Annotated in this window: 16 protein-coding genes; 9 read left to right on the top strand and 7 right to left on the bottom strand. The window is 67.4% G+C overall.

The features are described from left to right. Positions 1 to 149: 149 nt before the first annotated feature. From arsC to aroQ, 4 genes are all read right to left on the bottom strand, one after another. A complete protein-coding gene (gene arsC, locus ASE67_RS13855) occupies positions 150 to 485 on the bottom strand; it encodes an arsenate reductase (glutaredoxin) (protein ID WP_055762486.1) in 336 nt (111 codons plus the stop codon). Positions 486 to 681: 196 nt separating this feature from the next. Continuing rightward, a complete protein-coding gene (gene accC, locus ASE67_RS13850; protein ID WP_055762483.1) occupies positions 682 to 2,031 on the bottom strand; it encodes an acetyl-CoA carboxylase biotin carboxylase subunit in 1,350 nt (449 codons plus the stop codon). A gap of 1 nt (position 2,032) precedes the next feature. Beyond that, entirely contained in the window at positions 2,033 to 2,548 is a 516-nt protein-coding gene (accB, locus tag ASE67_RS13845; protein WP_055762480.1) for an acetyl-CoA carboxylase biotin carboxyl carrier protein, read from the bottom strand. Between the two features lie 41 nt (positions 2,549 to 2,589). After that, positions 2,590 to 3,024, bottom strand: a complete 435-nt coding sequence (gene aroQ, locus ASE67_RS13840; RefSeq protein ID WP_055762477.1) for a type II 3-dehydroquinate dehydratase — start codon at positions 3,022 to 3,024, stop codon at positions 2,590 to 2,592. A gap of 107 nt (positions 3,025 to 3,131) precedes the next feature. Here aroQ and thiS point away from each other — a divergent pair, with 107 nt between their 5' ends. Then, entirely contained in the window at positions 3,132 to 4,139 is a 1,008-nt protein-coding gene (gene thiS / locus ASE67_RS13835; RefSeq protein WP_082457139.1) for a sulfur carrier protein ThiS, read from the top strand. A gap of 93 nt (positions 4,140 to 4,232) precedes the next feature. After that, the gene (locus ASE67_RS13830) at positions 4,233 to 4,415 is read left to right on the top strand and encodes a CsbD family protein (RefSeq protein WP_055762474.1); all 183 of its coding nucleotides are present in this window, start codon (positions 4,233 to 4,235) and stop codon (positions 4,413 to 4,415) included. A gap of 84 nt (positions 4,416 to 4,499) precedes the next feature. On the opposite strand, the gene ASE67_RS13825 is transcribed toward ASE67_RS13830, so the two are convergent. Both ASE67_RS13825 and ASE67_RS13820 read right to left on the bottom strand, forming a co-directional pair. Then, positions 4,500 to 5,168 carry an outer membrane protein gene (locus ASE67_RS13825; protein WP_055762471.1) on the bottom strand — a complete coding sequence of 223 codons (669 nt, stop codon included), beginning with the start codon at positions 5,166 to 5,168 and terminating at the stop codon, positions 4,500 to 4,502. A gap of 60 nt (positions 5,169 to 5,228) precedes the next feature. Then, entirely contained in the window at positions 5,229 to 6,881 is a 1,653-nt protein-coding gene (locus tag ASE67_RS13820) for a thiamine pyrophosphate-binding protein (protein WP_055762468.1), read from the bottom strand. Positions 6,882 to 7,008: 127 nt separating this feature from the next. Between ASE67_RS13820 and ASE67_RS13815 the strand changes: the two genes are divergently transcribed. From ASE67_RS13815 to ASE67_RS13805, 3 genes are all read left to right on the top strand, one after another. After that, complete coding sequence (locus tag ASE67_RS13815) at positions 7,009 to 7,710, top strand: CoA transferase subunit A (protein WP_055762465.1); 702 nt, start codon at positions 7,009 to 7,011, stop codon at positions 7,708 to 7,710. 257 nt (positions 7,711 to 7,967) lie between these two features. Then, on the top strand, positions 7,968 to 8,870 hold the full coding sequence (locus tag ASE67_RS13810) for a 5'-nucleotidase, lipoprotein e(P4) family (RefSeq protein ID WP_055762461.1): 903 nt from the start codon (positions 7,968 to 7,970) through the stop codon (positions 8,868 to 8,870). Positions 8,871 to 8,874: 4 nt separating this feature from the next. Beyond that, positions 8,875 to 9,510, top strand: coding sequence for a CoA transferase subunit B (locus ASE67_RS13805; RefSeq protein ID WP_055762459.1), 636 nt, complete (start codon positions 8,875 to 8,877; stop codon positions 9,508 to 9,510). Positions 9,511 to 9,592: 82 nt separating this feature from the next. Here the strand turns inward: ASE67_RS13805 and ASE67_RS13800 are convergent, their stop codons facing one another. Then, entirely contained in the window at positions 9,593 to 9,895 is a 303-nt protein-coding gene (locus ASE67_RS13800; RefSeq protein ID WP_055762456.1) for a hypothetical protein, read from the bottom strand. 149 nt (positions 9,896 to 10,044) lie between these two features. On the opposite strand from ASE67_RS13800, the gene leuC reads away from it, so the two are divergent. The 4 genes from leuC to ASE67_RS13780 all read left to right on the top strand — a co-directional run bounded on the left by leuC (position 10,045) and on the right by ASE67_RS13780 (position 14,021). Then, the gene (gene leuC, locus ASE67_RS13795; protein WP_055762453.1) at positions 10,045 to 11,481 is read left to right on the top strand and encodes a 3-isopropylmalate dehydratase large subunit; all 1,437 of its coding nucleotides are present in this window, start codon (positions 10,045 to 10,047) and stop codon (positions 11,479 to 11,481) included. 125 nt (positions 11,482 to 11,606) lie between these two features. Next, the gene (locus ASE67_RS13790; protein WP_055762948.1) at positions 11,607 to 12,434 is read left to right on the top strand and encodes an N-acyl homoserine lactonase family protein; all 828 of its coding nucleotides are present in this window, start codon (positions 11,607 to 11,609) and stop codon (positions 12,432 to 12,434) included. Then, a complete protein-coding gene (gene leuD, locus ASE67_RS13785) occupies positions 12,434 to 13,063 on the top strand; it encodes a 3-isopropylmalate dehydratase small subunit (protein ID WP_055762450.1) in 630 nt (209 codons plus the stop codon). The genes ASE67_RS13790 and leuD overlap by 1 nt, the downstream gene beginning before the upstream one ends. Beyond that, on the top strand, positions 13,026 to 14,021 hold the full coding sequence (locus ASE67_RS13780; RefSeq protein ID WP_200922230.1) for an NADPH:quinone oxidoreductase family protein: 996 nt from the start codon (positions 13,026 to 13,028) through the stop codon (positions 14,019 to 14,021). The genes leuD and ASE67_RS13780 overlap by 38 nt, the downstream gene beginning before the upstream one ends. Positions 14,022 to 14,153 lie beyond the last annotated feature (132 nt).

Genomic DNA, 14,153 nt, shown 5'->3' with positions numbered 1-14,153 from the left:
CGCCTTCGCGGGAATGACGAATGGGGGCGTAGGGCGCGTCCTCGCCTCTACGTCACCTTGGGCTTCACCCGGAGTCCGGCGTTCTTGGCTGACATGACAGAAGAAGCGGGACCCCGGGTCAAGCCCGGGGTGACGGTGTGGGGAGGCGGCTACAGGACTTCGTGGACGCGTTCTGGCGGGCGGGCGATGACGACGCCCTTTTCCGTCTCGACGATCGGGCGTTCGATCAGGATCGGGTGGGCGGCCATCGCGTCGAGGATTTGCGCGTCGGTGGCGGCCTTTAGCGGCTTGGCCTCGGTTTCGCCCGTGCGCAGGGCGTCGCGCGGGGTGAGATTGGCGCGGGCGAACAGCGCGGCCAGTTGGTCGCGGGTGGGTGGGGTCTTCAGATATTCGAAGATGGTGACGTTGGCGCCGGCCTCCGTCAGCAGCGCGAGCGCGGCGCGCGACTTCGAGCAGCGCGGGTTGTGGTAGATCGTGGCCTTCATAAATCCTCCCCGGCACGGGGAGGGGGACCGCTCGCGCAAGCGAGGGGTGGAGGGGGGTGGCCGGCTCCACCGCCGTTGCGATTGGGGAAATCCCCCTCCACCATCCTGCGGATGGTCCCCCTCCCCGCGGGGCGGGGAGGATCCTGGGCGTTTCTTGCGATCAAACAGCTCCCCGCGCAGCGGGGAGGGGTTCACGTCAGTCGTTCTTCGCCAGCCACTCTTCGAGCCACTTGATCGTGTAGTCACCCTGCTGGAACTGGGGATCGTCGAGCAGCGACTGGTGGAGCGGGATGGTGGTCTTCATCCCCTCGATCACGAACTCCTCCAGCGCGCGCCGGAGGCGCATCAGGCAGCGTTCTCGGGTGGTGCCATAGACGATCAGCTTGGCGATCATGCTGTCGTAATAGGGCGGGACCTTGTAGCCGGCGTACAGCCCGCTATCGACGCGGACGTGCATGCCGCCGGGCGCATGGAAATGCTTCACCGTGCCGGGCGACGGCGCGAAGGTGCGCGGGTCTTCGGCATTGATGCGGCATTCGATCGCGTGGCCGGTAAAGCGGATCTGCTGCTGTTCGCACGACAGGCCGTGCCCTTCGGCGACGCGGATCTGTTCGCGGACCAGGTCGATGCCGGTGATCATCTCGGTCACCGGATGTTCGACCTGCAGGCGGGTGTTCATTTCGATGAAGTAGAACTCGCCGTCTTCCCACAGGAATTCGATCGTGCCGGCGCCGCGATAGCCCATGTCGGCCATCGCCTTGGCACAGACGCCGCCGATCCGCTCGCGATCGGCCTGGCTGAGCACGGGGGAGGGGGCTTCCTCCAGCACCTTCTGGTGGCGGCGCTGCAGCGAGCAGTCGCGCTCACCCAGATGGACCGCCTTGCCATTGCCGTCGCCGAAGACCTGGATCTCGATGTGGCGCGGGTTGCCAAGATACTTCTCGAGATACACCGTGGCGTCGCCGAACGCGGCCTTTGCCTCGCTGCCGGCCTGCTGCATCAGCGTTTCGAGTTCGTCCTCGGAATGGCACACCTTCATGCCCCGACCGCCGCCACCCGACGCCGCCTTGATGATGACCGGATAGCCAGCCTTGGCCGCGATCGCCTTTGCCTCGGCGATGTCGCTGATCGCGCCGTCGCTACCGGGGACGAGCGGCAGGCCGAGCGCGCCGGCGGTGCGCTTTGCCTCGATCTTGTCGCCCATCGTGCGGATATGTTCGGGCTTGGGGCCGACGAAGATCAGGTTATGCAGCTCGACGATCTCGGCGAACTTGGCGTTTTCCGACAGGAAGCCATAGCCCGGATGGATCGCGTCCGCGCCGCTGATCTCGGCGGCCGAGATGATGTTCGGGATGTTGAGATAGCTGTCGGTCGCCGACGGCGGGCCGATGCAGATCGCCTCGTCCGCCAGCCGTACGTGCATCGCATCGGCATCGGCGGTCGAATGGACCGCGACCGTCTTGATCCCCATTTCGTGACAGGCACGGTGGATGCGGAGCGCGATCTCGCCGCGATTGGCGATCAGCAGTTTCTTGATGTCGGGCATGTTATTCCACGACCACCAGCGGCTGGTCGAATTCGACCGGCTGGCCGTTCGATACCAGGACCTGCGTCACGGTGCCCGCCGCCGGGGCGACGATCGGGTTCATGACCTTCATCGCCTCGATGATGACCAGCGTGTCGCCGGCGGCGACCTTCTGCCCGACCGACACGAACGGCTTCGCTTCCGGATTGGCGGCGAGATAGACGGTGCCGACCATCGGCGAGGTGACCGGTGGCACGGCGCTGATCGGAGCGGCGGCGGCGCCGGCCTCGATCGTCGGGGCGGCCAGCTGCGGCTGCTGCGGCGCGGGTGCATAGGCCGGAGCGGGGGCATAGCTTGCCGCCGCCTGTACCGGCGCGGGCTTGCGCACCACGCGGACCTTGCGCGCGCCGTCCTCCACCTCGACCTCGGTCAGGTCGGTTTCGTCCAGCACCTGCGCCAGCGCCCGCACGAGGTCGATGTCGACGCGCATCGCGTGGCTGGTGAACGGCGTTCCTTCGCCCTGATTGTCGTCTGCCATGGTAACCCCCAATGGTGTATTCTTAAAAAACCGCGCCCTTGTCAGATGCGGGCGGCCGCTTCAAGCGCGACCAGATAGGAAAGCGCGCCGAACCCCGCCACCGTGCCGCGTGCGGCCTGGCCGACGAAGCTGACGTGGCGAAAATCCTCGCGCTTGTGCGGATTGGACAGGTGGACCTCGATCACCGGGGTCTTCACCGCCTTGATCGCGTCGTGCAGCGCGATCGACGTGTGGGTATAGGCGCCGGCGTTGAGCAGGACGGCCTTGGCACCCTCCGCCTGCGCCTCGTGCAGCCAGTCGACCAGATGCCCTTCGTGGTTGGACTGGCGCAGGTCGATCTGGAGGTCCAGTTCGCGGGCGCGATCCTCCAGCATGCCGGCAATGTCATCCAGCGTGTCCGAACCATAGATTTCGGGCTCGCGCAGGCCGAGCAGGTTCAGGTTCGGGCCGTTGAGAACGAAGACGGTGGCGGGCAAACGGACATGCTTTCGGTTGCGGGGGCTGTCACGCGCTCCCTATATGCACCGCACCATACCCGGAGCGGGCGGCCGAAGTCGAGAGACGCGCGCCCACAGGAGACGACATGCACAGCGACGGCACCATCAGCATCACGGTCAACGGCGATCACATGCGGATTCGCGACGGGCTGACCATTGCCGAGCTGGCGGCGCAAATCGGGCTGGTGCCGGAAAAGGTGGCGGTCGAACGCAATCTGGAGGTCGTGCCGCGCTCGACGCTGGCCGAGGTCAAGGTCGAGGATGGCGACGAGCTGGAGATCGTGCACTTCGTCGGCGGCGGCGACCATCAGCCGGTCGGGCAGGGGGCCGATACGTGGAGCGTGGCGGGCAAGACCTTTACCTCGCGGCTGATCGTCGGCACCGGCAAGTACAAGGATTTCGAACAGAATGCCGCCGCGGTCGCGGCATCGGGCGCGGAGATCGTGACCGTCGCGGTGCGCCGGGTGAACGTCAGCGATCCCAAGGCGCCGATGCTGACCGACTATATCGACCCGAAGAAGATCACTTATTTGCCCAACACTGCCGGCTGTTTCGATGCCGATAGCGCGATCCGCACGCTGCGGCTGGCGCGCGAGGCCGGCGGCTGGGACTTGGTGAAGCTGGAGGTGCTGGGCGAGGCGCGGACGCTGTACCCCGATATGGTCGAAACGCTGCGCGCGACCGAGGTGCTGGCGAACGAAGGCTTCAAGCCGATGGTGTACTGCGTCGACGATCCGATCGCGGCCAGGCGGCTGGAGGATGCCGGGGCGGTGGCGATCATGCCGCTGGGCGCGCCGATCGGGTCCGGCCTCGGCATCCAGAACCTGGTCACCATCCGCCTGATCGTCGAAGGCGCGAAGGTGCCGGTGCTGGTCGATGCCGGCGTGGGCCAAGCGTCGGACGCGGCGGTGGCGATGGAGCTGGGCTGTGACGGGGTATTGATGAACACGGCGATCGCCGAGGCGAAGGACCCGATCCTGATGGCGGCGGCGATGAAGGCGGCGGTCGAGGCCGGGCGCATGGGCTATCGCGCCGGGCGGATGCAGCGGCGCCGCTATGCCGACCCGTCCAGCCCGCTCGCCGGACTAATATGAATCACATTTAATGGAACAAGCCGGCGGTCGGGGCGGTTGTATTCGGGCAATCCAGCGGGGCTAACAACCCCGCGCAACCGCAAGGAGCCGATCATGGGTGAATTCACCGACAAGCTTGCCGCAGCAGGCAACAAGGTCGCCGGCAACGTCAAGGAAGCCATCGGCAAGGCAACTGACAACGAGCGTCTGGAAGCCGAGGGCGAGGCCCAGCAGGCCAAGGGCGTCGGTCAGGACGTCAAGGGCAGCGTCAAGGGCGCGCTCGGCGACAAGATCTGAGCTGACAGGCACCGCGTACCGCCGATGTAGTGGCGGATGGTGCCAAAGGGGCCGTTCCGGGAAACCGGGGCGGCCCTTTTCATGTCAGAAGCGGTAGCCCAGCCCGGCGACGACGTGGTGGCGTTCGACGCCGGTTTCGATGCGGTACTGGCCGACGGTGCCCTTGTTGGCGGCGTAGTTGGTGTAGAGATATTCGAGCTTGCCATACGCGCGGCTGGTCAGGCCGACTTCGCCGCCGGCGCCCAGGTGAAAGCCGTCGAGGCGGGTCTTGTCGCGGAAATTGTCGGCGGGCGTGGTCAGGTCGCGGACGTCGCGGCGGAATTCGCCATTGCTGTAGCCGCCCTTCAGATAGACCAGCGAATTGGGGCCGGTGACGAAACCGATGCGGCCGCCGACCGCGATCTCGCGACCGGTCGACAGGCAGTCGCGCGCGATCACGGTCGCGCCGAACGACAGGTCGTCGCAGGTTTCCAGCGTCGATTTCGACAGCCCGGCATAGACGCCGATCACCGACGCCCCCGACAGCACCATGTCATAGCCGACCTCGCCGCCATAGGTGATGCCGCTGTCGCCGGTCGTTACTTCGTCGCGCGCCGATCCGTCATGGACTTCGGTCACGACATCGACCCGGTCCCATCCGACGCGCAGTTCGATGCGGGGGCCGAGCGGCGTGTCGACGATGCTCTGCGCGGCGGCCGGAGCGGCTGCGGCGACGGCGAGCGTGGCGGCGGTGATGGTCGCGACGGTCTTCACGGAAATCCCCCGGAAACTGGTTGTTGTTCCGGGGGATAGGTCGAAATCGATACGATAGGCTTAACGCGCGCGCATCGCGGCGATGGTGGTGCCGTGGGTGATGACGTTCATGTCGGTGCGCAGGTGGAGCAGCCTTACCCCGCCCTGCGCCAGCGCGCGGTCGAGGGCGGGGGCGAACTGGTCGGTCGTCTCGACCGTTTCGGCCCATGCGCCATAGGCACGCGCCAGCGCGGCGAAATCGGGGTTGGTGAGCGCGGTGCCGCTGACGCGGGAAGGATATTCGCGCTCCTGATGCATGCGGATCGTGCCATAGCCGCCATTGTCGACCAGCAGGATCAGGACGTCAGCCTGCATATGGATCGCGGTGGCCAGTTCCTGCCCGTTCATCAGGAAATCGCCATCGCCCGCGATCGCCACCGCCAGCTTGTCCGGACAGCGCAGCGCTGCGGCGACGGCGGCCGGGGTGCCATAGCCCATCACGCCGCAGGTCGGGGCCAGCTGCGTGCCCGACCAGCCATAGTGCCAATAGCGATGCCACCAGCCGGAGAAATTGCCCGCGCCGTTGCAGATGATCGTGTCGTGCCCCGACAGCCGTTCGCGCATCGCCGCGACGCATGGGCCGAGGTCGAGGGCGACGTCGCGCGGGGCAGGGGTCGACCATGCCAGCCACTCGGCATGCGCCTCGGCCATTGCGGGCCGGGGCGTTGCGGGCGGTTCGGCACGGGCGAGCATGGCGGCGAAAGCGAACGGGGTCGCGGCGATGGCGATGTCGGCGCGGTACACCCGGTCGAGTTCGGCCGGGTCGGGATGGACGTGGATCAGCACCTGCCCCGGATGGTCGGGGGTAATCAGGGTATAGCCATCGGTCGTCGCCTCCCCCAGCCGGGCGCCGATCACCAGCAGCAGGTCGGCGGCCTTGATCCGCTGGACCAGTTTCGGGGAGGGGCCGTAGCCGAGATTGCCGGCCCATGCGGGCGTGTCATTGGCGATGGCGTCCTGTCGCCGGAACGCGCCGGCGACGGGGATGCCCCAGCGTCTGGCAAAGGCACTGAACGCCGCGCCGGTCGCCTTGTCCCAGCCCGCGCCGCCGACGATCGCGACCGGGCGCTCGGCCCGGGCGATGCGGTTGAGCAGGTCGGCCAAGTCGGCGGGATCGAGGGTGGTTTCCAGCTTGGCCAGCGGCGGGCGGTCGGCGACGATCGCTTGCTCGCACAGCATGTCTTCGGGCAGCGCGATCACCACCGGACCCGGCCGCCCGGAGGTGGCGGTGCGCCACGCGCGCGCGATATATTCGGGGATGCGGGCCGGGTCGTCGACGCGCAGCACCAGCTTGGCCAGCGGTGCGAACATCGCCAGGAAATCGACCTCCTGAAAGCCTTCGCGGTCGCGCGATGCCCGGTCGACATCGCCGATGAACAACAGCATCGGCACCGAATCCTGCCGCGCGACATGCACCCCGATCGAGGCATTGGTGGCACCGGGCCCCCGCGTGACGAAGGCGACGCCGGGTCGCCCGGTCAGCACGCCGTCGGCGCACGCCATGAAGCCGACCCCGCCCTCCTGCCGGCAGGTCACCAGATCGATCGCCGGCGTGTCGTGCAGCGCGTCGAGGACGGCCAGGAAACTTTCGCCCGGCACGTGAAAGATGCGGTCGCATCCGTGGCGGGCAAGGGCATCGACCAGGATCCGGCCACCGGTGCGCGACTCTGTCATGTCGGCAGGCTATCGCGCGGTTCGGCGGTGCGCCAGTGGCGTCGGAGAAGTTGAAAGGCGGTTCAGGTTCTTGACCCGCCCGCGCGGCCATGCGTAATCCGGCCCCACGGAAGTTGGGAGAGTGGCGATGAAGAAGCTGTACCCGAATGCACAGGCCGCGCTCGACGGGCTGCTGCACGACGGCATGACGCTGTGCGCCGGCGGGTTCGGCCTGTGCGGCATCCCCGAACGGCTGATCGATGCGATCGAGGCGTCGGGGGTCAAGGACCTGACCATCGCCAGCAACAATGCCGGGATCGACGGACAGGGCCTGGGCAAGCTGCTGCGCAGCCGGCAGGTGAAGAAGATGATCTCCAGCTATGTCGGCGAGAACAAGGAGTTCGAGCGGCAGTATCTGAGCGGTGAGCTGGAAGTCGAGTTCTGCCCGCAGGGGACGCTCGCTGAACGCTGCCGTGCCGGCGGGGCGGGGATTCCGGGTTTCTATACCAAGACCGGGGTCGGCACGCTGATCGCGGAAGGGAAGGAAGTGAAGCAGTTCGACGGCGAGGATTATATCCTCGAACGCGGCATCCGCGCCGATGTGTCGATCATCAAGGGGTGGAAGGCTGACGAAGCCGGCAACCTGATCTTCCGCAAGACCGCGCGCAACTTCAACCAGCCGATGGCGACCGCCGCCAACATCTGTGTCGCCGAAGTCGAGGAAGTGGTGCCGGTCGGGTCGCTCGACCCCGATGCGATCCACCTGCCGGGGATTTACGTGAAGCGGATGATCGTCGGTGCGCCCTACGACAAGCAGATCGAGTTCCGTACGGTGCGGGAGCGGGTGTGATGGTCGGCGATCCGGGCCGTAGGCGCGTGCGGGCGATGGCGGCGGGCAAGGGCCGTATCCCCGCGCAGGCGGGGATCCAGGGTGGTGAAGCGCCGACGTCCGCGCCTGTGGCTCTGAATCCCCGCCTGCGCGGGGATACGGGCGGGGCAGGCGGGGCGTTACCCCAACCATCACGTCACCCCGGGCTTGACCCGTGGTCCCGCTACCTCCTGACCGCAGAAGAAGAAGCGGGACCCCGGATCAAGTCCGGGGTGACGATGGGGATTGCGCGGTCGCTCACCCTCGCCACCACCGCGCTTGCCCTGTCGGGCTGTGTCGTCGCGGTCGGGAACCAGTCGCCGGCCGCCCCTGTCGCCCCCGCGACCGTCGCGGGCGTGCCGGCGGGGATGCAGTATCTCTATGGATCGGGCGAGGCGGCGGCGGCGAGCCGGCAGGCCTATTCGGCGCTGGTCCGCTATGTGCAGCAATATCAGCGTGACCGCGCGACGCTGCGCCGGATGCCGCTCTCGGCAGTGCTCGCGCCCGACGCGACACTGGCGATGCCGAAGCAGCTCGCCTGCACCGGCAAGGCCGCCGTCGTGTTCGACGTTGACGAAACCGTGCTGCTGAACACCGGTTATGAATATTCCGACGCGCGCGGGGGCCTGGCCTACGACGCGGCGCGCTGGGAACGGTGGGAGCGTTCGGACGGGCGGGCGACGCGCGCGGTGCCGGGTGCGGTCGAGGGGCTGGCGGCGCTGCGCGCGGCGGGCGTGACCGTCGTGTTCAACACCAACCGCAATGCCGCCACCGCGCAATATACCGAAAGCGTGCTGAACCGCGCGGGGCTGGGGCCGGCCAGGCATGGCGAGACGCTGTTCCTGAAGGGCGATGCGCCGGGCGGGTCGGGCAAGGATGCCCGTCGCGCGCTGATCGCCGCGAAATATTGCGTCGTGGCGCTGGTCGGCGATCAGCTGGGCGATTTCAGCGACCTGTTCAATGCGGGCCTGAAACCCGCCGAACGGCGCGCGGCGGCGGATTCGCCGGCGATCGCGCCGCTGTGGGGCAATGGCTGGTTCGTGTTGCCCAACCCCGTCTATGGCACCGCACTGGCCGGTGATTTCGACGACGTGTTCCCCAATGATCTGCGCTGGAGCGATCCCGGCGCGCGCAAGGAGTAATCCCATGGCCTGGACCCGCGACGAAATGGCGGCACGCGCCGCGCGCGAGCTGAAGGACGGTTTCTACGTCAACCTCGGCATCGGTATCCCCACGCTGGTGGCGAACCATATTCCCGACGGCGTCGAGGTGACGCTGCAGTCGGAAAACGGGATGCTGGGCATCGGCCCGTTTCCCTATGCCGGCGAAGAGGATGCCGACCTGATCAATGCCGGCAAGCAGACGATCAGCGAACTGCCGCAATCGGTCTATTTCAGCAGCGCCGACAGCTTCGCCATGATCCGCGGCGGGCATATCGACCTGACCGTGCTGGGCGCGATGGAGGTGTCGCAGAACGGTGACATCGCCAACTGGATGATTCCGGGCAAGATGGTGAAGGGCATGGGCGGGGCCATGGACCTGGTCGCCGGGGTCAAGAAGATCATCGTCGTGATGGAGCATACCAGCAAGAACGGCGATCCGAAGTTCATTCCGGAATGCACCCTGCCGCTGACCGGGCTGGGGGTGGTCGACATGATCATCACCGACCTGGCGGTGTTCGCGAGGCCCGATCATGCCAGCCCGTTCCGGCTGGTTGAAACCGCGCCGGGGGTGAGCGCGGACGAGGTGCGCGAAAAGACGACGGCGAAGTACGAGGGGTAATCCCGCCGCTACCTTCGTCATTCCTGCCTGCGCGGGGATGACGAAGGGGCGCAGTTAACGCTCTGCCGTCTCCGGCATTTTTTTACCACAGCAGCGCCAACCCAAGCGCGGCGATTCCCGCTGGCAGCAGGAACGCTGCGTCGTATCTGCCGCGCATGATCGCAGCGACCACCACCGGCAGCAGCGCGGCGACGACCAGCAGCGCGCGCTTGGCCTTGATCCGGTCGACCAGCGCCCCGGCCAGCCATGGGTCGGGCCGCGTACCGAGACGAGGTAGATGGCGAGATACGCTACCAGCCCGTCGCGGACATCGGCCAGGAAGGCGTTCACTCGCATTCAGCGCGCGGGCGTTGCGGCCATGGGCGGGGTCGGGATGGTGCGGCATGGGCGTCGAGGCCCGTCACGGGCAGGAGGATCGCGGGGAACGTAGCCCCACCCCGCAGGGGCCGCATGGGAGATACGAAATATCCCTGCATCGGTAATAAAATGTCGCGCGGACTTTTGCTGGCGACTGTTTTCAGTTAACGCGCAGGCATGAGCAGCCGTCCGCAAACCCTGTACGAGAAAATCTGGAACGACCATGTGGTCGAGCGCCGCGATGACGGCACCTGCCTGATCTATATCGACCGGCACCTCGTCCATGAAGTCACCAGCCCGCAGGCGTTCGCCGGGCTGCGCGCCAATGGCCGTACCGTCCGCCGGCCCGAGCTGACGCTGGCGGTGCCCGATCACAACCTGCCGACGACGCGGCGGGTGGATGCGGCGGGCCACCGCCTGCCGATCGCCGATCCGGCGAGCGCGCAGCAGCTGGCGGCGCTGGAGAAGAACGCGCCCGATTTCGGCATCCGCTATATCGATGCGACGGCGGCCGAACAGGGGATCGTCCATGTCGTCGGCCCAGAACAGGGCTTTACCCTGCCGGGCACGACATTGGTCTGCGGCGACAGCCATACCAGCGCGCACGGGGCGCTGGGTGCGCTGGCGTTCGGCATCGGCACCAGCGAGGTCGAGCATGTGTTGGCCACCCAGACATTGCTGCTGCAACAGTCGAAGACGATGGAAATCCGCGTCGACGGGACGCTCGGCTATGGCGTGTCGGCCAAGGACGTCGTGCTGGCGATCATCGGCAAGACGGGCGCTGCGGGCGGCACCGGCTATGTCGTCGAATATACCGGCGAAGTGATCCGGGCGCTGTCGGTCGAGGGGCGGCTGACGATCAGCAACATGTCGATCGAGGGCGGGGCGCGCTCCGGCCTGATCGCGCCGGACGACACAACCTTCGCCTATCTGAAGGGCCGACCGATGGCGCCGAAGGGCGCGGCGTGGGACCGTGCCGTTGAATACTGGCGGACGCTGCCGACCGATGCGGGGGCAGTGTATGACAAGGTGGTGCAGCTGCACGCGAGCGACATCGCGCCGTCGCTGACCTGGGGGACCAGCCCCGAGGATGTCGTGCCGATCACAGGGGTCGTGCCGTCGCCCGACAGCTTTGCCGACCCGAGCAAGCGCGTCGCGGCGCAGAAATCACTCGACTATATGGGCCTGACACCCGGCACGCGGATGCAGGACGTTCCGGTCAGCTATATCTTCATCGGCAGCTGCACCAACAGCCGGATCGAGGACCTGCGCGCCGCCGCCAATGTGGTGAAGGGTCGCCATGTCGCGGGCGGGATCAAGCAGGCGCTGGTCGTGCCCGGATCGGGGCTGGTCAAGCGCCAGGCCGAGGCCGAGGGGCTGGACCGCATCTTTACCGAAGCCGGTTTCGAATGGCGCGAGCCGGGTTGTTCGATGTGCCTGGCGATGAACCCGGACAAGGTGCCGCCGGGCGAACGCTGCGCTTCCACCAGCAACCGCAATTTCGTAGGACGGCAGGGACCGGGCGCGCGGACGCACCTCGTCTCCCCCGCGATGGCGGCGGCGGCGGCGGTGACCGGGCGGCTGGCCGATGTACGCGAACTGGTGACGGAGTAAGGGCGGATGAAGCGGGTTCTGGTCGCGTTGATCGCGGGCGCGGTGTTGAGCGGCATGGCGGCGGCCTATGCCTCGGTGCGCCCGGCCAAGGCCACCACGCCGCAGCGGACGGACGCGCGGCAGTGATCGCACGGGTTGCGGCGGTCGCCGCGTTGGTGCTGACCATGGGGCAGGCGCCTGCCCCAAAGCTGGCCGATGTCGAATTGTGGCGGCTGGATTGCGGCGGCGTGCAGGTCAACGACCTCAACGCCTTTTCCGATACGCTCGCCTATAGCGGACAGAAGAAGCGGCTGGTCGCCAGCTGCTATCTGATCCGCCATGGTGGCGATTATCTGCTGTGGGATACCGGCCTGCCCGAGGCGGTGATCGGCAAGCCGGTGAGCAGCACCGATGCGATGTCGCCGATCCTGACGACCACGATCAAGAAGCAGCTGGCGCAGATCGGGGTGAAGCCCGAACAGATCGGCCGCGTCGGCATCAGCCATTATCATTTCGACCACACCGGACAGGCGGCGGGCTTTCCGGCCGCAACGCTGCTGATCGGCAAGGCGGATGCCGACGCGCTTAATGCCGGCAAGCCCGGCACCAGCACGGAGCCGCTCAAACCCTGGTTCGGCGGCGGGGCAAAGGTCGAGGCGGTCGAGGCGGACAAGGACGTGTTCGGCGACGGCAGCGTCACCATGCTGAACCTGCCGGGGCATACGCCGGGGCACCATGCGCTGCTGGTCCTGCTCAAGGCCAAGGGCCCGGTGCTGTTGTCGGGCGACCTCGCGCATTTCCGCGAAAACTACGACCGGAATGGCGTGCCGCCGTTCAACACCGATCGCGCGCAGTCGCTCGCCTCGCTCGACCGGTTCAAGCAACTGGCGGGCAACGTAAAGGCGACCGTGATCCTGCAACACGAAGCGAACGACGTGGCCAAGCTGCCCGCGTTCCCGGCATCGGCCCGCTGATGGACCCGATCACCAAGGTCGAGGGGCGCGCCTATCCATGGGGCGCCAAGAATATCGACACCGATATCATCATCCCGGCGCACTGGCTGAAGACCACCACCCGCGAAGGGCTGGGCAAGGGCGCGTTCGAAAGCGTGCGGGCGGAACCGGGCAATATCTTCGACGATCCGCGCTATGCCGGGGCGCCGGTGCTGATCGCGGGTGAGAATTTCGGTTGCGGGTCCAGCCGCGAACACGCCGCATGGGCGCTGACCGACATGGGCATCCGCGCGGTGATCGCGCCGAGCTTTTCCGACATCTTCTCCGGCAACGCGATCAAGAACGGGATCGTGACGGTCGTGCTGCCGCAGGACGCGATCGACCGGCTGGTCGAGGTCGCGCAGACCGAATTGGTGGCGGTCGATCTGGAGACGATGACGGTCACCACGCCGTACCAGGATCGCTTCCCCTTCGACCTCGACCCGTTTCGTCGCCAGTGCCTGATGGAAGGGCTGGACGAGATCGGCATGACGCTGGCACAAGATACCGCGATTTCGAAATATGAGTCCGGCGTGGCGGCGGCCCGACCGTGGCTCCATCAGGAGAGCGGTGATGCGGGCGTTGCTGTCGAAGGAACCGGGCGGACCTGACACGCTGACCATCGGCGATTTGGCCGATCCGGTGGCGAGCCGGGGGCAGGTCGTCCTTGCCGTCAGGGCATGCGCGGTGAACTATCCCGACGTCCTGATTATCGAGGATAAGTACCAGTTCCGCCCGCAGCGGCCTTTTGCGCCGGGCGGCGAGGTGGCCGGCGTGATCGAAAGCGTCGGCGAGGGTGTCACCGGCTGGGCGGTCGGCGACCGGGTGATCGCGGTTACCGGCCATGGCGGGATGGTCGAGAAACTGGCGGTGCCGGCCGCCGCGCTCCACCGCCTGTCGGCAAACCGTAGTTTCGAAGACGGCGCAGCGCTGCTGCTGACCTATGCCACCGCGATCCATGCGCTGCTTGATCGCGGGCGGTTGGGCGAGGGGCAGACGCTGCTGGTGCTGGGCGCGGCGGGCGGCGTCGGCCTCGCCACGATCGAGCTGGGCAAGGCGTTCGGCGCGCGGGTCGTGGCGGCGGTGTCGTCGAAGGAGAAGGCAGCGGCGGCGCGGGAGGCGGGGGCGGACGAGGTGGTCATCTATCCCCACGCCCCGCTCGACAAGGCCGCGTCGAAGGCGCTGGCCGATGCGTTAAAGGCGGCGGTCGGCGGGCAGGGGGCGGACGTCGTGTTCGATCCGGTCGGCGGCGACTATGCCGAACCGGCACTGCGCAGCGTCGGCTGGGAAGGGCGGTATCTGGTCGTCGGCTTTCCTGCGGGGATTCCGAAGCTGCCGCTCAACCTCACATTGCTGAAGAGCTGCGATGTGTGCGGCGTGTTCTGGGGGGCGTTCGCGATGCGCGATCCGGCGGCGAACGCGGCACATGTCGCGACGCTGTTCCGGCTGTGGGACGAGGGGCGGATCGCGCCGCGGGTGACGGGCACCTTTCCACTGGAGCGCGGGGGCGAGGCGATCGCGGCGCTGGCTGGCCGCCGGGTCATCGGGAAACAGGTCGTCGTGCCCTGACGCCTGCTCGTCACCCCGGGCTTGACCCGGGGTCCCGCTTCTTTTGCTGCCGTCGACAAGAAAGCGGGACCCCGGGTCAAGCCCGGGGTGACGGTGGGGGAACCCTTTCCCCCCACACCTGCGCCGTTGCGC

The sequence above is a fragment of the Sphingomonas sp. Leaf23 genome (assembly GCF_001421585.1).
Lineage (GTDB): Bacteria > Pseudomonadota > Alphaproteobacteria > Sphingomonadales > Sphingomonadaceae > Sphingomonas.
The sequence above is the reverse complement of the archived record's forward strand: the minus strand, read 5'-3'. Positions and strand labels throughout refer to the sequence as shown.